Genomic DNA, 18,617 nt, shown 5'->3' with positions numbered 1-18,617 from the left:
CGCGGACTCACTTACCGTCAGCCGGACGCTGGCCGTCGTTCGTGTTGCCGCCCTCCTCGGAGCCGCCCCCGCCGTGCTTGTTACCGCTGTCGCTGTCGTCCTGGGGGTTGCCGTCCATCATCGTGAGCCACCATGCGCGCATTTCCGTACCTCCACTTATCAGCGAACCGACACGCGATTACATGTCGGCGGTTATGCCCACCCCTGTCGAGTCCGAGCCGCCGCGCGGGACGATGGGTCGCGGGGGTGGTGCTCTCTCGACCAGGTGCGCCCCAGGGTCTGAGAGAGGAAGTTCTTTCGCTCCGGTCGGTGGTCCCCGGGGTGGCCCAACAGCGCGTGCAGCGCCCCGAGTTCCACGGCGAAGTCGACGAGGTGCGGGTCGTGCTCGTCCACCGCCGCGTACAGCACCTCGACGACCATGGCGCAGGCGGGACACGTCCCCGGGTCCACGTTGTCGGACCGTCGAGTACTGAAGTCCATGGCTTGGAGATCAGCGAGACACAGCGTCATACGTCGGCGCTCCTTGCGCCTTGTCCACGTCCCTGCCCGTGCCCGCGTCCCTGCCCGTGCCCGTGCCCCTGCCCATGTCTTGACAGGTGTTCAGGGATGATCTCTGTTGCCTGTTGCACCCCCACGGGATCGCCCGTCCCATGAGCCCGAGCTCGTGCACTCCTCGCGGCTGCACAGATGGCACAGTCCGGGCCCAACACCGCGCCCTGGAGCGGCGGTTGTGCGCTAGTCATTCTTCCCCGCCTATGCCGTCGTGGGCCCTCGGCGGTCCTATTCTCACCGGGCACGACCACTCCTCTCCCGGGGTTCGCGGGGCTGCGCACCACGCCGCTCTCCTTCGACGAACAGGGCACCCGCGCCGACGAGTTGGGGAGCGACAAGGGGGTGGGGGCGGTGCTCATGACGCCCGCGCCCCAGTTCCCGATCGGGCTCCCGCTGCTGCCCGGCCGGCGCGCGGCGGCCGTCGACTGGGCGCGCGCCACGGGCGGGCTGATCCTGGAGGACGACTACGACGGCGAGTTCCACTACGACCGCCAGCCGGTGGACCCTACACCCTGGCACCTTGGAAAGTGCCCAGTTCAGAGCAGTAGGAAGCCCCGCCCATGCGCCGCGGAAACGCACGGACGGGGCAGGGGCAGGCGGCGCCTCACTCAGGCGGGCTGCTGTACCGCTCCAACGTCGCCTTGCTCGTGGACCGGTCGACAAGCCGCAGTTCCCACGGCCCGGTGTTCACGTCGAAATCCTTCCCGAACCCGACCCACTTCCCGGCCATCCGTCGGCCGGTCGGCTCGACCAGGAGCTGAATGGCTCCGTGGTACCGGGCGCCGTTGTAGTAGCCATCCGACGCGGTCTGCTCGACCCACGACCCCGTGACCACGTTGCGGTCAACGGTCAGATCCAGCGTGAGCGGGCTGTCCGGGTTGCTGCTCGCCCCGGGCAGGCTCTGAGCGGTCAGCCGGTTCCCGTGCTGGACGATCACGATGTAGTGCCTGCCCTCGTACGTCTCGCCCCGGCTGGACGAGTAGAACTCGTACCGGCTGAACCACACCCCCGAGAACGTCTCGTCAGCCGCCTGTACGGCCGTCTGCGCGGCTACAGCGGCGGAGGTGACCCCGCCCGTTCCTGCGTCCATGTCATGCCCTCCTTTGCCGTCTGTGTGGACTCTGGCCATCGGTACCGGCAGCGTGAAACCCAGGGCCTCCACCGGACGGCCCGTGACCCGCTCTAACGCCCTGGAGTACACACCCCGGGGCGTCTTACTCGTCCCCGACTCCCAGCGCTGTACCAGACGCTTCGAAGCCTCGTTGGGCTCTCCCAGTTCTTGCCCTGCCCGGCGGATGGCCTTGGCAAAGTCGTCTTGGCTCATACGCAGGCCGATACGCACGGCCCGCAGCACATCATTCGGCACCACGGCGGTCGTCGTCATGACGTCAAAGCTAGACCGAAGTGCCACCCAATGACACCCAATTGACGCCCTTGGAGGCGTCATTGACGCCCCTCCGAGTGACGCCCGGGTGACGCCCGTTCCGTCGTCGCTCCGACGCGCCCCAGGGAGGGAACATCGGCGCACAACAGGGAGCACGGCGAGGGGACGGCGAGCAAGCATGACAAGTCCGACCGACTACCAGGCGGCGCGGGTAGAGCTGCCGATGCGGGTGACTCTCGAACCGGTGCCCGTAGGAGGACGTGGCCCTTGTCGAACACGTCGGTCCCTGACCCACAGACCCCACCCCTTAACCGTTAAGGGGTGGCCCTCGAAACGATCACGCACCATCCGCAGGGACCGGCCACGGTCGTCCCTTGACCAGGAAGGCACAGACGTGACGATCACCCACGAACGCCCGGCCGAAGTTCAGAACCTCATCAGCCCTCAGCTCCGGGCGCTGCTCATCAAGGACGTCCGGAAGGACTGGCCCGACCTCACCGACGACATGGGCGAGCGCGGCGTGAACCAGATGGTGGCCTTCCTCGCCACCAGCACGGTCACCGGCCAGCCGATGACGCCCTCGCTGCGCGTGGATCGGTTCTGGCACCGCTTTCTCAAGCGGAGCGTTCCGTACCTCGCGTTCTCCCGGGCGCTCGGCGTCGACTACATCCACCACGTCCCGGACGACACCGAGGGAGGCGCCGACCCCGAGGCGGGCAGGGCCGCGATGGAGGCGACGACGGCCGCGATCACAGCCGCCGGCTTCGAGGTCGACGCGGAGTTCTGGCCCGGCATGGGCGCGGCGGACTGCTCGCAGTGCCACGCTGGGTGCACCGACAGCCCCGTGAACAAGTAACACCCTGAGCCAGCCGCCCGGCGAACGTGTCGGGCGGCTGTCGCCGTGAACGAGACCGGAGAGAGCACAAAGTGTCAGACACCCGTAGTGCTGCGTGGGACACCTACTCGCAGAGCAAGCCCCAACGGCGCACGACGAACGCCAGGGGCGAGACCACGTGGTTCAACTGGACTCAGCATGCCGACCACGGGCCGGGCGCCGAGGTGCTTGACGTGGAGCCTGGTAGCCGCGTGCTCGACCTGGGGTGCGGATCGGGCGGAAACCTGGCCCACGTGGCAACTCTGGGGATGCACGCGGTAGGGGTGGACTTGTCGCCCGCGCAGCTCGGCAAAGCGCGGGAGCGCTGGCACGACGTGGGCGGGATGGAGCTGTACCAGGGCGAGGCCCTGGCCTTCCTCGCAGACTCACCCGTGACCTTCGATGCCATCTACTCCGTTTTTGGGGCCGCCTACTTCACCGATCCCGGGCTGATGCTCCCCGCCGTTCACGGTCGGCTCGCCCCTGGCGGGGTGTTCGCCATGTCGCAGCATCCGGCCGTTGAAGGCTGCTACGGCTGTCAGGCGTCGTACATCCCCCGAGGAGCCGAGGAAGACCCTGCTGTCGTGAAGCGGTGGGACTACCCCCCAGAGACTTGGGCCGCAATGCTCAAGGAGTACGGATTCGAGGACGTGACCGCAGAAGTGGTGGACGCTCCGGCGGTAGGTAGGCGCCGCATCGGAACCCTGCTTGTTCGTGGGGTGCGCTCTGCTGTGTAACCGGTAGCAGCAAACGCAAGCGCCTGGTCCGTCTGCTGCTCGGCCCTCTCCCGGTCCTGACCGAAGTGCGTCACGGTGAAGTGCACGATGCTGTCGAACAGCTCGTCTGAGACGAGCGTGCGGCCCGTCTTCAGGTCGGGCAGTACTGCTGTCATGGTGCGGTACCTCCTCGTTGGGGTGGCCACTACGCTTGCGGCCGACTTCAGCTCCATCACTGAAGCGGGGTGGCGTCCGCCCCTGCCGAGTTCGAGCCACTACGGGGGGAGTGCGTGGTGAGTGGGTTCCTCGGCAAGGGCGGAGTCTGGGTCACAGCAGGTACCCGGGAGCGATCCCGACCCGGGCCGGTCCCGGGTACCTGCCGCTGGTACCGCCTACCGGGGGCGCCCCGGATCATGAGCGGCCATGCCGCGCGCCATCGTGACGCCGCGCGGGGGTGTTGTTCACTCTCGGCTAGGTATGCCCCAGAGTCTGAGAGAGGAAGTTCTTTCGCTCCGGTCGGTGGTCCCCGGGGTGGCCCAACAGCGCGTGCAGCGCCCCGAGTTCCACGGCGAAGTCGACGAGGTGCGGGTCGTGCTCGTCCACCGCCGCGTACAGCACCTCGACGACCATGGCGCAGGCGGGACACGTCCCCGGGTCCACGTTGCCGGGCCGGCGAGCACGGAAGTCCATGGCTTGGAGATCAGCGAGACACAGCGTCATACGTCGGCGCTCCTTGCGTCTTGCCCGTGCCCGTGCCCGTGCCCGTGTCCCGACAGGTGTTCGCGGATGATCTCTGTTGCCTGTCGGACCCCCATGGGATCGCCCGTCCCATGGGCCCGCGCCCGTGCTTTCCTCGCGGCTGCACAGATGACACAGCCCGGGCCCAACGCGGCGCCCTGGAGCGGTTGTTGTGCGTCAGTCATTTCCCATCCCAGCGCTATGCGAACGGTCTGGCCGTTCGCCGGCCCCTCGGCGGACACCTCGGCCCGGTAGGCCCCGGCAAGCGACGCCGTTGCAGTCCACGGCTCGGCTCCCTCCCTTGGTGACCTCTCCTGCCTCTACGCAACCGCACGACCACGCACGGCGGTACCGTTGAGAAGCACGCCAGGATTAAGAGCGTTAAGCGCCGCGCATGGGGAGTTGAACGACCGTGGGCACCAGCGAGCCGAACACAGCGTTGACACGACTGCTCCGAGAGGCCGGATGGACGCTGCGGCAGTGTGCTCAGGCCATCAATAGGTTGGGGACCGAGCGCGGTACTCCAAAGAGGTACCGCCCACCTTCCGTTCACCAATGGTTGAGCGGGAGCCTGCCGCGCACAGACGTACAACCGCTGATCTTGGAGGCATTCGCGCGGCGACTTGGGCGACCCATCACGTGGGCGGATGCCGGGTTCCCACGCCCTGAGAACCGAACTGAGGGGACGCCGTGCACCACAGTTGACGGGATCATTGATCTTGGAAGGACGGACATGGACCCTTCCCGCCGTGGCGTACTGAGCGCCGCCTTGTTCTCTGTCGCCCTGACCGTCCCCGACTGGCCCGACGTGGTGGGCCGCATAGAAGCCGCCCAGACCGGGACACGGACCCGCCTCGGCATGTCCGACGTGCACACGGTGTCGGCCATGACGGAACAGCTTTCGTCCATGGACGATCAGTTCGGCGGGCGCACTGCTCGGCCCCTCGCCGCAGCTTTCCTGGTCAATACGGTGTCCCCATTTCTTCGGACAGACGGCCCCGACGACGTGCGTAAAGCGATGATGTCTGCCGCGTCTGACCTCTGTTACCTCACCGGGTACATGGCCGTGGACGAGGGTCTGCACGGCCTCGCCCAGCGCTACTACCTCAAGGCACTGGAGCTTGCGGGTGCTTCTGAGGACCACCTGACGTACTGCACCACGCTCCGCGGTATGAGCGTCCAAGCGGTAGACCTCAACCAAGGTCAGATGGCCAAGCGTCTCGCCGATGCTGCGGCGGCATCCTCCCCGCAGGCCGGACCACGAATGCGCGCTTTTCTCGCCGGCCAGCAGGCCCATGCAGCCGCGCAAGTCGGAGACCGTCGATCCGCACTCACGTACTTGCACGAAGCCGAAGTGGCCATGGACAAGGCAGAGTCCCGGGGAAGGGTGTTCGGATCGTACGATCCGGCAGCGCTGAACTACCACGCAAGTCAGGTGCGGTTCGAGATGGGCGACGTACATGGAGCCGTAGCCGCTATGCAGGAATCGGACCGTCTCCGGTCCAGCGTCTACCGGCGTACGCGAGTCAAAGAACGGATGATCCTCGCCGAGCGGCAATTGGCCGTGGGGCATCTGGAAGCGGCTTGTCAGACGTGGGGTCTCGCGTTGGACGACTACCCATTGGTCAACTCGGGGCGCATCGAAAAGAGGATGGCCGAGATGTTCCACCTCGTTCGCCCTCATACGCGAAACCATGCGGCGCAGAACCTCTACGAACGTGCCAGAGAAGTCGTACGCCCCGAGCTGGTTCCGGCGTAACGGAAGCCCTGCCTGTGCCATTGCGCGAGGGCTCCCCTGCGTCACGCCGTGACGAGTTCAGACGTGAACACTGCGGGCCCACGCATCCGGCTTGCCCAGCCCGGGCGTGCGCATGTAAGCGCGCCCTGGATCGGGCCGAGGAAGTGCGCGAACTCAGCGGGCCAATCCAGAACGGCGGATGGCCTTGCTGTCCGATGGGCGCGTGACAGCACTTGATGACCAAATTGCCGCACTCTCCGTGACCGCCTAACAAGTTTGGGAGTTGTCTTGCAGCACGAGAACGGACGAATCTTCCGTGAAGCGTGGATCTCTGGCGTAAAGAAGCATTACCCCGGAGAGCCCAAGCCCGGGTACATTACACCCTGGGAAGAAACCCCCGAGTGGGAACGGGAGGCAGCCGCTGCGGTGTCCGCCCAGGTATCGAACTTCGTCGGAGTGAGCCACCGAAACACATCCAAGCTGTCCCGTGAGCAGAAGGGGAGGTTCGTCGCTCTCTGTTGGATTGCTCAAATCCATAAGCACTTTGAAGACCCGAAACCAAGCTACGTCGCAGACTGGCCGGAACTCCCGGAATGGCAGCAGCAGACAGACGCAGATATTTTTGAAGCGATTGAGCGAACTCAGTAACCACCCACGAAGCCCCGCCCCTTCACTCCCTCCGAAGCGGCGGGGCTTCCTGCTGTCAGGCAGCGAGCCCGCAGGGCACGAGCACGGCGCGGGCCCAGGTGTTCGAGGGGCCCAACTCGTGTGCGCGATCGGTGACGTAGACCCCCAGCCACGGCACCCCGGGCACCGTGTGAACGCTGACCGGCATGGGACGCCCCGCCACCCCAACCACCTTCGGAGCGGCGGGATTTAGGGCGTCCCGGGCCACCCGGCGGCCGGTCAGTGCTCCTCGGCGTCCTGGCGCGGGGGTTCGGCCCCGGCCGCCGCCGGGGCCTCGCCGAAGCGGGCCAGGGCCAGCGCCCCCGCCACCGCGACCGCGAAGCCCGTCACCGTCAGCCAGCCGAGGCCGTCCCGGGTGCGGTCGCCGAGCCAGGCCACCCCGACCAGGGCCGGGCCGATGGTCTCGCCGATGACCATGCCCGCCGTGGCCGTGGTGACCGAGCCGCGCGACAGGGCGGAGGTCAGCAGCAGGAACGCGGCGCCGCCGCCGAGCAGCAGGGCGTACAGGGCGGGGTTCGTCAGGTCGAAGGGGTCGTCGATGAGGCGGACCGCGACCTCCACCACGCCGAAGCCGCACCCCGCGCCGAGGCCCAGGACCAGCGCCCGCGCGCGGTCCGGCAGGCGTCCGCCGGCCGCGCCCGCGGCCAGCACCGCGCCGGCCACCCCGAGCAGCCACCAGGGCAGCGAGGCCGGGCCCCGGTCGTCGCCCTCGGCGCCGGAGGACAGGGCGAGCAGGGCCAGGCCCGCGCAGACCACGGCGACCGCCGCCCACTCCGTACCGGAGAGCCTGACCTTCAGGACGCGGGCCGCGACGACCGCCGTCACCGCGAGCGAGGCGGCGAGCGCCGCGCCCACCGCGTAGATCGGCACCGAGCGCAGGGCGAGGACCTGGAAGACGAAGCCGAGCCCGTCGAGCGCTAGGCCCACGACATAGCGCCACTGGCGCACGGCCCGCAGCAGCAGTGCCGCGTCGACACCCGATCCGGCGCCCGCCCCCGAACCCGGCTCGGCGGCGCGCGTCGCGGCGGCCTGGAGGACGGTGGCCGTACCGAAGCAGACCGCGGAGGCGAGCGCGCAGATCATCCCGAAGAACACAGGGGGACTGTAGTCGCAGGCCGAGCGGCCGGGGGAAAGCCCGGGAGCGGGCCGCCGCGAGGTGGGAACTAGGGTGTGGCCGAAACGCGTCCCACAGCGAAGCCAGTAGGGGAACGGGGGAGGTCCACGATGCGCAGGTTCAGGTCCACGACGGTGGTGCTCGGCGGCATGGGAGTGCTGGCCGCGACGCTCACCGCGTGCAGCGACGAACCGGACCGGCGGTGCGTCAACCCGGTCACCTACAAGGAACTGCCGAAGTACGAGTGCAAGAGCGGCGGCAGCGGTCAGTACTACTACGGCGGGTCCAGCCGGGGCGGCAAGGTCTCCGGCGGCTCCTTCGACAAGTCGGGCGTCTCGCGCGGCGGATTCGGCCACGAGGGGAGCGGCGGCGGCTGAGCCGCACCGCTCGGGCCGGCAGGAAACGCGAGGAAGACGACGTAGGGCACGACCATGGAACGCCATCACATACAGCCGCGCCCCGACTGGCAGCGGACCGTCGAGGAACAGGGCGTGATCTATCCGCTCACGCGCTACCCCGACGACTCGCTGCGCCCCTACTGGGAGGAGAGCGCGTACTACTCCTTCACGCTGCCCGAGGTCGAGGCGCTGGAGGAGACCGTCGAGGAGCTGCACGCCATGTGTCTGGCCGCGGCGGCCCACATCGTCGAACGCGGGCGCTTCGCGGACCTCGGCATCATGGACGGCCGCCTCGCCGACCTGGTCGCGGAGTCCTGGCGCCGACGGGCCGAACTCCCGTCCCTGTACGGCCGGTTCGACCTGCGGTACGACGGTACGGGCCCCGCCAAGCTGCTGGAGTACAACGCCGACACCCCGACCTCGCTCGTCGAGGCGGCGAGCGCCCAGTGGTTCTGGATGGAGGAGCGCTTCCCCGGCGCCGACCAGTGGAACTCCCTGCACGAGCGGCTCGTCGCGGCCTGGCGGCGCCAGGCCCGGATGCTGCCGCCCGGCCCCGTGCACTTCGCGCACTCCGACGGCGACGAGCTGGGCGAGGACCTCATGACGGTGGCCTATCTGCGCGAGACCGCCGAGCAGGCGGGGCTCGACACCGAGGCCCTGTCGGTCGAGTCCATCGGCTGGGACAGCATCACCGGCCGCTTCGTCGACGAGAAGCTCCGCTTCATACGGTCCTGCTTCAAGCTGTACCCGTGGGAGTGGCTGGCCTCCGACGCGTTCGGGCCGCAGGTCCTCGACACCCTCGACAACGGGGGCGGCACCGGCACGACGTGCTGGATCGAGCCCGCCTGGAAGATGCTGCTCTCCAACAAGGCGCTGCTCGCGGTCCTGTGGGAGCTGTATCCGGGCCACCCCAACCTGCTCCCCGCCTACCTGGACGGGCCGCGCGACCTGGTGGACGGGCCGGGCTACGTGGCCAAGCCCCTGCTCGGCCGCGAAGGCGCCGGCGTCACCCTGCACCCGCCGGGCTCCGCGCCCGCCCAGCGGCCCGAAGAGGCGTGCTGCTACCAGGAGTTGGCCCCGCTGCCCGACTTCGAGGGGAACCGGGTGGTGCTGGGTGCGTGGGTGGTGGAGGACGAGGCGGCGGGCCTCGGCATCCGGGAGTCGGCGGGGCTCGTCACGGACGGGTACGCGCGGTTCCTGCCGCATGTGATCCGGTGACGGGGCCCGGCCGCCCCCGGACGGTGCGCCATGCGCCCCCTCACGCCCCCGTGCCCCTCCCCGGCGCCACGGACGTACCCGTGGGGAGGGTGTGAACAGGGCGGTCATCCGGGCGGCGCGCCGCTAGCATGGGCCACCCTGGCGACGCCCTCGAACTTCCCTTCCCCTCGGCCGAGTTGAGGGGCCCGGCGTACGCCCCACCGTCGCGGGGGAGCTGGTCATGACACAGGCGCAGGTGCCGCAGCAGGCCCAGCCGCCGGGCCCGGAGCCGGGCGGGCTCCCGCCCGTGCACCCCTCGCGCAGCGAGGCGACCCGTCTGATGGCGGCGGGCACCTATCTCGACGCCGAGTACCGCGACGCCGTCATCGACGAGCTCTACGTCCACGAGGAGCGCGTCGTGGCGCCCTCGCTCGGCTTCGACGCCGCCCGCGTACTCGCGCACGCCCTGCGCGCCCGCACCCTCGAACTCGCCTGGTCGCTCGGCATCCTGTTCCTCTGGGTGCTGGGCGCCGTCGTCACCCGCTCCGCCTTCCTGCTGGTCCTGGGGCCGTGCCTGCAACTCGGCATCGCCCGCTTCGTCCGGGGCGGCGCCGCGACCGCCCCCTGGTACCGCACCATCCCCGCGTTCCTGCTGCGTTGGTGGGCCCGCGTGCTGCTGGCGATGTTCGCCGTCGTGGTGCTGCTCTCGCTCCTCCAGGGCTCGGACCCGAGCGTCACCAACTCACCGTCCAGACACGGGAGTTACGGTGACGGCGTGGATGCCTTCGGGGGTTTCTCCGAGGGCGGGAACACCGTGCCCGGTTTCGTCGCCGGTCCCGCCCGACTGCTCGGCGGCGCCGCCTTCGACGCGGCCGACCGGGGCTTCGGTCCTGGCCTCGCCTGGGGCATCGTCGCGTGCTTCGCCGTGATCGCCCTCTGCGTCTGCCTCCAGCGGGTGCAGTTCGCCCGGATCATGGCCAACGAACTGTCTCCGCAGGGCTTCCAGGACGTCGCCGCCGACCCCGCGCAACGGGTCGACAACGGCAGGCTCCACCGGCTCGCGGCCCTGATCCGCGCCGAGCAGCACGCCCCGCTCGCCGTCTACCGCTCGGACGCCCCCTTCCGCGGCGCGGGCGAGGCCTTCGAGCCCTGGTCGGTCTCCATCCAGCTGCGGCCGCGCGCCTCGCTGGGCGAGAAGAGTCCGGCGCGGGTCAGCAACGCCGAGATCCTGCGCATCGTCGAACCCCTCGTCACCCGGCTCCGCGTCCCCGCGCCGGCCGCGCCCGCCGAGGCGCACGCCGTGCGCGACCGGCTGCGCCAGCTCGAAGTGACCGAGTACCTCTTCCTGCCGGTCGACGGGCTTCCCTCGCGCACGCACGCGCCCTACGGCGGGGGCGACGTGGAGCAGCACCGCGCGGCCGCCCTGGAGGAGGGCGGCGAGGCCCGCAGGCACTTCCTGCGGATCCGGGTGGGCGGCTGGGAGGAACACCTCGTCACCACCGTGTTCGTACGGGTCCACACCCAGGGCGGCATGCTGGTCCTGGAGATCGCCCCGCACGTCCTGTCCCCGCTGCGCGAGGACTTCCTGCGCGCCGACCGGACCGCCCAGAACTTCGCCTGCCGCACTCCGCTCGGCAAGGCCGCCTGGGCGCTGGCGCGGACGCCGCGATCGCCGGTCGGCGCCCTGGTCGTCGTGGGCCGGGCGCTCGTCTCCCTCTGGCACCGCCTCACCGGCGGATACGCCCGGGCGCTGCCGGACGGCCCGGCCCGCTCGATACGCGAACTGGCCGCCGCGCCCGACGCCTCCCTCTTCCAGGCCATGGACTACCGGCGCTATGTGAAGTCCATCGAGGACCGGGTGACCAGCGGCGTGCGCAGCGCGCTGTACGAAGCCGGGTACGACACCGGGCAGTTCGAGCAGAAGATCATCAATGTCACCCAGGGCGGCGTCATGATCGAGAACGCCCGAGGAGCGATCAGCGTCGGCGACCACAACACCGTCAGGAACGAGGGCTGAGATGACCATGCCGGGCGACGACAGCGCACCGCCGCGCCCCCCGCGGGACACCGGGGAGCGCTCCGTGCACATCAGCGGGGTCACCGGCTCCGTCTCGGTCGGCGACCACAACACCGTGCACAGCGTCTACCGCGCGGGCGCCGCCGGCGACGAGGCCCACCGTCAACTCCTGCAATCCATCGTGGAGTTCAGGGCCGGCCTGGCCCAGCTCGTACGCAACGACCAGACCCGCGCCCTGGACGCCGAACTCGCCGACACCGAGGAGGAGATCCGTGACCAGGGCCGGGCCACCCCGGGCCGGCTTGCCCGCCTCGGCGAGCTGCTCGCGGGCGCGACCGCCCTCACCGGGCTGCTCGCCTCCGGCCAGGGCCTGGTCGAGCGGGTCACCGAACTGGTCGGGATGTGAGGCCGCGGTGACCGGCGGTGCGGACGAGGTCCGCTGGAACGCGGCGACCCAGAAGTGGGAGACGGTACGGGGTGGCTCCACGCGGCCCCCCACACCCCCGGGACCTCCGGCCCCCGAGACGCCCGACGCGGGCCCCGTACCCCCGGCGCCGACCACGCCCCCGCCACCCGCGCCACCCGCGCCGGGCCCGCGAGTGCCGCCCCTCGCGCCGGGGTTCGACGCCCTCGACCCGTACGACCCGTACGACACCGGCGGGGAGGATCCGTACCGGACCGGCGGGCCCGAGGATCCGTACCGGACCGGCGGGCCCGAGGATCCGTACCGGACCGGCGGGCCCGAGGATCCGTACCGGACCGGCGGGCCCGAGGATCCGTACCGGACCGGTGGCCCCTTCCCGCGCTTCCCGCAGGCCCCCGAACTCGCCGAGCCGCCGGCGTCGCCGTCCCGGCGGGTGCCGGTGGCCGTCGTGGTGGGCCTGGTCTTCGTCGTCGCCGCGGCCGGTGCGGGCGGCGGCTGGCTGCTGGCCCGCGGCGGGCCGGACCGTCCGGCGGCCACGGTGTCCTCGCCCGCCGCCACCCCGCGCTCCGGTGCCCCGGAGCGGACGGGCGACGGCAGGGGCGGCGCGAGCGCCTCGCCGTCCTCCGCCTCCCCCTCGCCGAGTGCCACCGTGCCCGCCGGGTTCCAACTCGCCCAGGATCCAAGGGGGTTCAGGCTCTATGTGCCCCAGGGCTGGACCCGTCAGGACCAGGGCGACAAGGGCGTCTTCTACAACTCCCCGGACGGCGCCCGGCTCATCCAGGTGTACCTGGTCTCCGAGGCGGGCCTGAGCCCCTATGACGCGCTGAAGGGAACCTCGGGCACGCTGGCCACCACGCACACCGGGTACCGGGAGATCAGCCTGGGCCGCGACGCCACCGTGCCCGCCGGGGCCACCCAGGGCGCACGGCTGGTGTACGCCTACGACCACACGACGCTCGGCCACCGGCGCCAGGTGGTGGACTACGCGTTCCTGACGCCCGGCGGCCGGCACTACGCCGTTCTGTCCGCGGCCCCCGCGACGGCGTGGCCCGAGCAGGAGCAGACCCTGAGGGCCGCGCTCAGCGGGTTCTGCGAGGGCTCCGACTGCCCCTCGCCGTCGGCCGGTTGACGAGGATTACGCGCCCTGGGCGAGGACCGCGCGGAGCTGGTCGAGGCCCCAGTCCAGGTCCTCCTTGCTGATCACCAGGGGCGGGGCGATCCGGATCGTCGAGCCGTGGGTGTCCTTGACCAGGACCCCGCGCTCCATCAGCCGTTCGGAGATCTGCCGGCCCGTGCCGTGCGACGGGTCGATGTCGACGCCCGCCCACAGGCCGCGCCCGCGGACCGCCTCGACCGCGCCCGTACCGGTCAGCAGGCCGAGCTCGCGGTGCAGATGGTCGCCGAGCTCGGTGGCGCGCTGCTGGTACTCGCCGGTGCGCAGCATCGCGATCACTTCGAGGGCGACCGCGCAGGCCAGCGGATTCCCGCCGAACGTCGAGCCGTGCTCGCCCGGCCGGAACACGCCGAGCACCTCGGAGGAGGCGGCGACCGCCGACACCGGGACCACGCCGCCGCCCAGCGCCTTGCCCAGGATGTAGACGTCCGGCACCACGCCCTCGTGCTCGCACGCGAAGGTCTTCCCGGTCCGGCCGAGCCCCGACTGGATCTCGTCCGCCATGAACAGCACGTTCCGCTCGCGCGTCAACTCCCGTACGCCCGCGAGGTATCCGGGCGGTGGGACCAGGACACCCGCCTCGCCCTGGATGGGTTCGAGCAGCACCGCCACCGTGTTGTCGGTGACCGCGGCGCGCATCGCTTCGAGGTCGCCGTACGGCACGATCTCGAAGCCCGGGGTGTACGGGCCGTAGTCCGCGCGGGCCTCCGGGTCGGTGGAGAAGCTGACGATCGTGGTCGTACGGCCGTGGAAGTTGTCCCGGGCGACGACGATCTTCGCCGTGCCGTCCGGGACGCCCTTGACGCGGTACCCCCACTTGCGGGCGGTCTTCACGGCGGTCTCCACCGCCTCCGCCCCGGTGTTCATGGGCAACACCATGTCCTTGCCGCACAACTCGGCGAGCCGCGTACAGAATTCGGCGAAGCGGTCGTGGTGGAACGCCCGCGACGTCAGCGTCACCCGCTCCAACTGGGCCTTGGCGGCGTCGATGAGACGGCGGTTGCCGTGGCCGAAGTTCAACGCCGAGTAGCCGGCCAGCATGTCGAGATAGCGTCGGCCCTCGACGTCCGTCATCCAGGCACCCTCGGCGGAGGCGACCACGACGGGCAGAGGATGGTAGTTGTGCGCACTGTGGGCCTCGGCGGAACGGATGGCGTCTTCGGTCGCTGCGTGTGTCGACACGGGTTCTCCGATCGTCATGCGGCATGGGGCGTCGGTGGTGCCCTTTTCTATCGTCGCTCGTATGCCGGACGCGGAAACCTTGCCGTACGGGGTCACCGGTAGGGTGTTCGGTACGCGCGGCGACTGGCGAGCGGGGAAACGACCCCGGGGGAGCCGTGCGCGGCCTGCCGCACGAGGTGCCGCCCGCCTGGGCACCCCGGGAACCCGTCAACGGACCCGGAGGACGCCATGAGCCTTCCCCTTTCCCACCCCGCCCTGCTGGCCGCCGACCCCGAGCTGGCCGCGCTCGTCGCCGCCGAAGAGCGGCTCCAGTCGGACACCCTGCGCCTGATCCCCAGCGAGAACTACGTCTCGACGGCCGTACTGGAGGCCTCGGGGACGGTGCTCCAGAACAAGTACAGCGAGGGCTACCCGGGCCGGCGCTACTACGAGGGCCAGCAGAACATCGACAAGGTCGAGGCGCTCGCCGTCGACCGCGCCAAGGCCCTGTTCGGCGTCGAGCACGCCAACGTCCAGCCCTACTCGGGCTCGCCCGCCAACCTCGCCGTCTACCTCGCCTTCGCCGAGCCCGGCGACACCGTGATGGGCATGGCGCTGCCGATGGGCGGGCACCTCACGCACGGCTGGGGCGTCTCGGCCACCGGCAAGTGGTTCCGGGGCGTGCAGTACGGCGTACGCGCCGACACGGGCCGGGTCGACCTCGACGAGGTGCGCGACCTCGCCCTCAAGGAGCGCCCCAAGCTGATCTTCTGCGGCGGCACGGCGCTGCCCCGCACGATCGACTTCGCGGCGTTCGCGGAGATCGCGCGGGAGGTGGACGCGGTGCTCGTCGCGGACGTCGCGCACATCGCGGGGCTCATCGCGGGCGGTGCGCACCCGTCCCCCGCCCCGTACGCGGACGTCATCTCCACCACCACGCACAAGACCCTGCGGGGTCCGCGCGGGGCCATGCTGATGTCCCGCGCGTCGCATGCGAAGGCCATCGACAAGGCGGTCTTCCCCGGGCTCCAGGGCGGCCCGCACAACCAGACCACCGCGGCGATCGCGGTCGCGCTGCACGAGGCGGCGCAGCCGGCGTTCTGCGCGTACGCGCACCAGGTGGTGGCCAACGCGAAGGCGCTGGCGGAGGCGCTGCTCGCGCGGGGCTTCGATCTGGTGTCCGGCGGCACGGACAACCACCTGATCCTGATGGACCTCACCTCGCGGGGCGTCTCCGGCAAGGTCGCGGCGAAGGGGCTCGACCGGGCGGGGGTCGTCGTCAACTACAACACCGTGCCGTACGACCCCCGCAAGCCTTTCGATCCCTCCGGGATTCGGATCGGTACGCCGGCGCTGACGTCTCGGGGGCTGGGGGTCGAGCACGTGGCGATGGTCGCGGAGTGGATCGATCGGGGAGTTGCGGCTGCGGGGGCCGGGGACGAGGGTGCCCTCTCCGCGATCCGCCAGGAGGTCATGGCCCTCCTCACCACCCACCCCGCCCCGGGCCTCCCCCAGAGCTGACCCCCTGGGGCTCCGCCCCAGACCCCGTGTCGCGCCTTAAGGGCGCTCGTCCTCAATCGCCGGACGGGCTGAGGTGGCCGATGTGGGCCAGCACCGAGCACTTAAGGGGCGCGGGGAACTGCGCGACCAGCCACCTGCGGCCCGCAGACGAAAACGGGTTTTCAGGGGCGCGGGGAACTGCGCGAGCAAGCGGGCACGGTCCGCAGGATCGAGAGGGCTAGGGGCCCCGGGCCCCGGCCCAGAGGGGGGCTGTGGGGGCGGTCACCATCGGGGGGTTTCCGGGACGGCTCGCGTACCTGAGAGAATGCGAGCATGGCCTCGACTCGCCCGCCCGTCGCCCACCACCACCCCCAGGGGAATGGCTTCGCCATGCAGCAGCGTCCGCGTGTGCTCTCCGGAATCCAGCCCACCGCAGGCTCGTTCCACCTCGGCAACTACCTCGGCGCGGTCCGCCAGTGGGTGGCCCTCCAGGAGTCCCACGACGCCTTCTACATGGTGGTGGACCTCCACGCGATCACCGTCCCGCAGGACCCGGCGGAGCTGCGTGCCAACACCCGGCTCGCCGCCGCCCAGCTGCTCGCGGCCGGTCTCGACCCGGAGCACTGCACGCTGTTCGTCCAGAGCCACGTCCCCGAGCACGCCCAGCTCGCCTGGATCATGAACTGCCTGGCCGGTTTCGGCGAGGCCAGCCGGATGACCCAGTTCAAGGACAAGTCGGCCAAGCAGGGGGCGGGCAACGCGACCGTCGGCCTGTTCACGTATCCGATCCTCCAGGTCGCCGACATCCTGCTCTACCAGGCCCACCAGGTCCCGGTCGGTGAGGACCAGCGTCAGCACATCGAGCTCACCCGGGACCTCGCCGAGCGCTTCAACGGCCGGTTCGGCGAGACGTTCACCGTCCCGGCGCCGTACATCCTCAAGGAGACGGCCAAGATCTACGACCTTCAGGACCCGTCGATCAAGATGAGCAAGTCGGCGTCGACGCCGAAGGGCCTCATCAACCTCCTCGACGAGCCGAAGACGACGGCCAAGAAGGTCAAGAGCGCGGTCACCGACACCGACACGGTGATCAAGTACGACACCGAGAACAAGCCGGGCGTCTCCAACCTGCTGACCATCTACTCGACCCTGACCGGCAGGACGATCGCCGCGCTGGAGGCCGAGTACGAGGGCAAGATGTACGGCGCGCTCAAGACCGACCTCGCCGAGGTGATGGTGGAGTTCGTCACCCCGTTCCGGGCCCGTACGCAGCAGTACCTGGACGATCCCGAGACGCTGGACTCGCTGCTCGCCAAGGGCGCCGAGAAGGCCCGCGCGGTCGCCGCCGAGACGCTGGCCACGGCTTACGACAAGGTCGGGCTGCTGCCCGCCAAGCACTGACCGGGTTTCCGGCCGCCCCCGCGCGGCCGGAGCACGACCTCGGCCTCTGGTCAGCCGCCGGTAAGCCCGTCACACTGCACACCAGCGACGCACACCAACGACGCACACCATCGACACCACAGCACGGAGGAGAAGACGTGGGGACCGTAACGCTCGGCGTTTCGATCGCGGTCCCGGAGCCCTACGGCAGCCTGCTCCAGGAGCGGCGCGCGGGCTTCGGTGACCCCGCCGCGCACGGCATCCCCACGCACATCACCCTGCTGCCGCCGCACGAGGTCCAGCGCGAGTGCCTGCCCGAGATCGAGGCGCACCTGGCCTCGGTCGCGGCGGCGGGCCGCGCGTTCGAGCTGCGCCTGGAGGGCACGGGCACCTTCCGTCCGCTGTCCCCGGTCGTCTTCGTCAAGGTGCGCCGGGGCGCGGGCGACTGCGCCTGGCTCCAGCAGCGGGTGCGGGACGAGGCGGGCCCGCTGGTGCGCGAGCTCCAGTTCCCCTACCACCCGCACGTCACCGTGGCGCACGGCATCTCCGAGGAGGCGATGGACCTGGCCCACGAGTCACTCGCCCAGTTCTCGGCGTCCTGGACGTGCGGCGGGTTCGCCCTCTACGAGCAGGGCGCCGACGGGGTGTGGCGCAAGCTGCGCGAGTACCCCTTCGGCGTGGGCGCGCTCGGCGTGCCCGCCCAGGGCGCGTCCCTGGACCACCCCTCCCTGCGCTAGCCACACCGGGAGTCGCCGGGCCGCGCCGGCTACACCGGGAGTCGCCGGAAGACGGCGCGCGGCACGTGCCGCAGCGCCGACATCACCATCCGCAGCGCCCCCGGCACCCACACCAGCTCCGCCCGCCGCCGCAGCCCCGCCTCGATGGCGAGGGCCACCGCCTCGGGGGTGGTGGCGAGCGGTGCCTCGGGGAGTCCGGCCGTCATCCTCGTCCGGACGAAGCCGGGGCGTACGACCATGACGTGCACCCCAGTGCCGTGCAGCGCGTCCCCGAGGCCCTGCGCGAAGGCGTCGAGGCCGGCCTTGCTGGACCCGTAGATGAAGTTGCCCCGGCGGGCGCGTTCGCCGGCCACCGAGGACAGCACGACGAGCGAGCCGTGGCCCTGGGTCTGGAGGGCCTTCGCGCAGATCAGGCCCGCCGAGACCGCGCCGGTGTAGTTGGTGCCCGCGACCCGTACCGCCGCGAGCGGCTCCTTCTCGTCGTGGACCTGGTCGCCGAGCACCCCGAACGCGAGCAGCACCAGGTCGATGTCGCCCTCCGCGAACACCTTGCCGAGCGCGACCTCGTGCGCGGCGGGGTCGAGCGCGTCGAAGGCGACGGTGTGGACGTCGGGGCCCAGCGCCCTCAGTTCGGCCGCCGCCGCGTCCAGGGCGGCCGATGGCCGGCCCGCGAGCCACACCGTGCGGGTGCGGCGGGCCACCAGACGGCGGGCGGTGGCGAGGCCGATCTCGGAGGTGCCGCCGAGCACGAGCAGCGACTGCGGCATGCCGAATGCGTCCTTCATCAGGGCTCCTTGAAGAGGGGGCGTGAGGAGGTGGGGGAGGC

20 protein-coding genes, 1 pseudogene and 1 riboswitch are annotated in these 18,617 nt (G+C 70.7%); of the genes and pseudogenes, 13 read left to right on the top strand and 8 right to left on the bottom strand.

Annotation, left to right across the window (positions count from 1 at the left end; all coding sequences use genetic code 11):
• Positions 1-7 precede the first annotated feature (7 nt).
• Together DWB77_RS39280 and DWB77_RS15315 are read right to left on the bottom strand one after the other, a co-directional pair.
• Entirely contained in the window at positions 8-142 is a 135-nt protein-coding gene (locus DWB77_RS39280) for a hypothetical protein (protein WP_281280001.1), read from the bottom strand.
• Between the two features lie 50 nt (positions 143-192).
• The gene (locus DWB77_RS15315; RefSeq protein ID WP_120721810.1) at positions 193-510 is read right to left on the bottom strand and encodes a hypothetical protein; all 318 of its coding nucleotides are present in this window, start codon (positions 508-510) and stop codon (positions 193-195) included.
• A gap of 309 nt (positions 511-819) precedes the next feature.
• On the opposite strand from DWB77_RS15315, the pseudogene DWB77_RS38890 reads away from it, so the two are divergent.
• A pseudogene (locus DWB77_RS38890) lies at positions 820-1,053 on the top strand (PLP-dependent aminotransferase family protein); the annotation flags it as partial.
• Positions 1,054-1,156: 103 nt separating this feature from the next.
• Here the strand turns inward: DWB77_RS38890 and DWB77_RS15305 are convergent.
• On the bottom strand, positions 1,157-1,936 hold the full coding sequence (locus DWB77_RS15305) for a helix-turn-helix domain-containing protein (RefSeq protein ID WP_120727816.1): 780 nt from the start codon (positions 1,934-1,936) through the stop codon (positions 1,157-1,159).
• A gap of 394 nt (positions 1,937-2,330) precedes the next feature.
• Here DWB77_RS15305 and DWB77_RS15300 point away from each other — a divergent pair, with 394 nt between their 5' ends.
• Complete coding sequence (locus tag DWB77_RS15300) at positions 2,331-2,792, top strand: hypothetical protein (protein ID WP_120721809.1); 462 nt, start codon at positions 2,331-2,333, stop codon at positions 2,790-2,792.
• A 71-nt stretch (positions 2,793-2,863) separates the two neighbouring features.
• Positions 2,864-3,547, top strand: coding sequence for a class I SAM-dependent methyltransferase (locus tag DWB77_RS15295; protein WP_120721808.1), 684 nt, complete (start codon positions 2,864-2,866; stop codon positions 3,545-3,547).
• 450 nt (positions 3,548-3,997) lie between these two features.
• On the opposite strand, the gene DWB77_RS15285 is transcribed toward DWB77_RS15295, so the two are convergent.
• Positions 3,998-4,246 carry a hypothetical protein gene (locus DWB77_RS15285; protein ID WP_120721806.1) on the bottom strand — a complete coding sequence of 83 codons (249 nt, stop codon included), beginning with the start codon at positions 4,244-4,246 and terminating at the stop codon, positions 3,998-4,000.
• A 430-nt stretch (positions 4,247-4,676) separates the two neighbouring features.
• On the opposite strand from DWB77_RS15285, the gene DWB77_RS15280 reads away from it, so the two are divergent.
• Together DWB77_RS15280 and DWB77_RS15275 are read left to right on the top strand one after the other, a co-directional pair.
• Complete coding sequence (locus DWB77_RS15280; protein ID WP_120721805.1) at positions 4,677-6,023, top strand: tetratricopeptide repeat protein; 1,347 nt, start codon at positions 4,677-4,679, stop codon at positions 6,021-6,023.
• 267 nt (positions 6,024-6,290) lie between these two features.
• On the top strand, positions 6,291-6,650 hold the full coding sequence (locus DWB77_RS15275) for a hypothetical protein (RefSeq protein ID WP_120721804.1): 360 nt from the start codon (positions 6,291-6,293) through the stop codon (positions 6,648-6,650).
• A gap of 55 nt (positions 6,651-6,705) precedes the next feature.
• Here DWB77_RS15275 and DWB77_RS39275 read toward each other — a convergent pair whose 3' ends face one another.
• Positions 6,706-6,837 (bottom strand): hypothetical protein, encoded by a 132-nt coding sequence (locus DWB77_RS39275; RefSeq protein ID WP_281280000.1) that lies wholly within the window; start codon positions 6,835-6,837, stop codon positions 6,706-6,708.
• A gap of 71 nt (positions 6,838-6,908) precedes the next feature.
• Entirely contained in the window at positions 6,909-7,772 is an 864-nt protein-coding gene (locus tag DWB77_RS15270; protein WP_120721803.1) for a hypothetical protein, read from the bottom strand.
• A 141-nt stretch (positions 7,773-7,913) separates the two neighbouring features.
• Between DWB77_RS15270 and DWB77_RS15265 the strand changes: the two genes are divergently transcribed.
• The 5 genes from DWB77_RS15265 (at position 7,914) to DWB77_RS15245 (ending at position 12,968) form a co-directional block, all read left to right on the top strand.
• Positions 7,914-8,180, top strand: coding sequence for a hypothetical protein (locus DWB77_RS15265; RefSeq protein WP_120721802.1), 267 nt, complete (start codon positions 7,914-7,916; stop codon positions 8,178-8,180).
• A 54-nt stretch (positions 8,181-8,234) separates the two neighbouring features.
• On the top strand, positions 8,235-9,419 hold the full coding sequence (locus DWB77_RS15260) for a glutathionylspermidine synthase family protein (protein WP_120721801.1): 1,185 nt from the start codon (positions 8,235-8,237) through the stop codon (positions 9,417-9,419).
• A 220-nt stretch (positions 9,420-9,639) separates the two neighbouring features.
• The gene (locus tag DWB77_RS15255; RefSeq protein WP_120721800.1) at positions 9,640-11,415 is read left to right on the top strand and encodes a hypothetical protein; all 1,776 of its coding nucleotides are present in this window, start codon (positions 9,640-9,642) and stop codon (positions 11,413-11,415) included.
• 1 nt (position 11,416) lies between these two features.
• Positions 11,417-11,821: a hypothetical protein gene (locus DWB77_RS15250; RefSeq protein WP_246033536.1), complete on the top strand. Its 405-nt coding sequence runs from the start codon at positions 11,417-11,419 to the stop codon at positions 11,819-11,821.
• Positions 11,822-11,828: 7 nt separating this feature from the next.
• Positions 11,829-12,968: a hypothetical protein gene (locus DWB77_RS15245; RefSeq protein ID WP_162952537.1), complete on the top strand. Its 1,140-nt coding sequence runs from the start codon at positions 11,829-11,831 to the stop codon at positions 12,966-12,968.
• Between the two features lie 6 nt (positions 12,969-12,974).
• Here DWB77_RS15245 and rocD read toward each other — a convergent pair whose 3' ends face one another.
• Positions 12,975-14,213 carry an ornithine--oxo-acid transaminase gene (gene rocD / locus DWB77_RS15240; protein ID WP_120721798.1) on the bottom strand — a complete coding sequence of 413 codons (1,239 nt, stop codon included), beginning with the start codon at positions 14,211-14,213 and terminating at the stop codon, positions 12,975-12,977.
• Positions 14,214-14,304: 91 nt separating this feature from the next.
• Positions 14,305-14,395: riboswitch (ZMP/ZTP riboswitch) on the top strand.
• A gap of 28 nt (positions 14,396-14,423) precedes the next feature.
• Between rocD and glyA the strand changes: the two genes are divergently transcribed.
• The 3 genes from glyA (at position 14,424) to DWB77_RS15225 (ending at position 17,791) form a co-directional block, all read left to right on the top strand.
• A complete protein-coding gene (gene glyA / locus DWB77_RS15235) occupies positions 14,424-15,695 on the top strand; it encodes a serine hydroxymethyltransferase (RefSeq protein WP_120721797.1) in 1,272 nt (423 codons plus the stop codon).
• A 369-nt stretch (positions 15,696-16,064) separates the two neighbouring features.
• On the top strand, positions 16,065-17,075 hold the full coding sequence (gene trpS, locus DWB77_RS15230; protein ID WP_342778034.1) for a tryptophan--tRNA ligase: 1,011 nt from the start codon (positions 16,065-16,067) through the stop codon (positions 17,073-17,075).
• Positions 17,076-17,212: 137 nt separating this feature from the next.
• Positions 17,213-17,791: a 2'-5' RNA ligase family protein gene (locus tag DWB77_RS15225; protein ID WP_120721796.1), complete on the top strand. Its 579-nt coding sequence runs from the start codon at positions 17,213-17,215 to the stop codon at positions 17,789-17,791.
• 29 nt (positions 17,792-17,820) lie between these two features.
• Here the strand turns inward: DWB77_RS15225 and DWB77_RS15220 are convergent, their stop codons facing one another.
• Positions 17,821-18,576 (bottom strand): decaprenylphospho-beta-D-erythro-pentofuranosid-2-ulose 2-reductase, encoded by a 756-nt coding sequence (locus DWB77_RS15220; protein ID WP_120721795.1) that lies wholly within the window; start codon positions 18,574-18,576, stop codon positions 17,821-17,823.
• Positions 18,577-18,617: the final 41 nt, after the last annotated feature.

The sequence above is a fragment of the Streptomyces hundungensis genome (genome assembly GCF_003627815.1).
Taxonomy (GTDB): domain Bacteria; phylum Actinomycetota; class Actinomycetes; order Streptomycetales; family Streptomycetaceae; genus Streptomyces; species Streptomyces hundungensis_A.
This window is presented reverse-complemented; position numbering and strand designations above follow the sequence as displayed.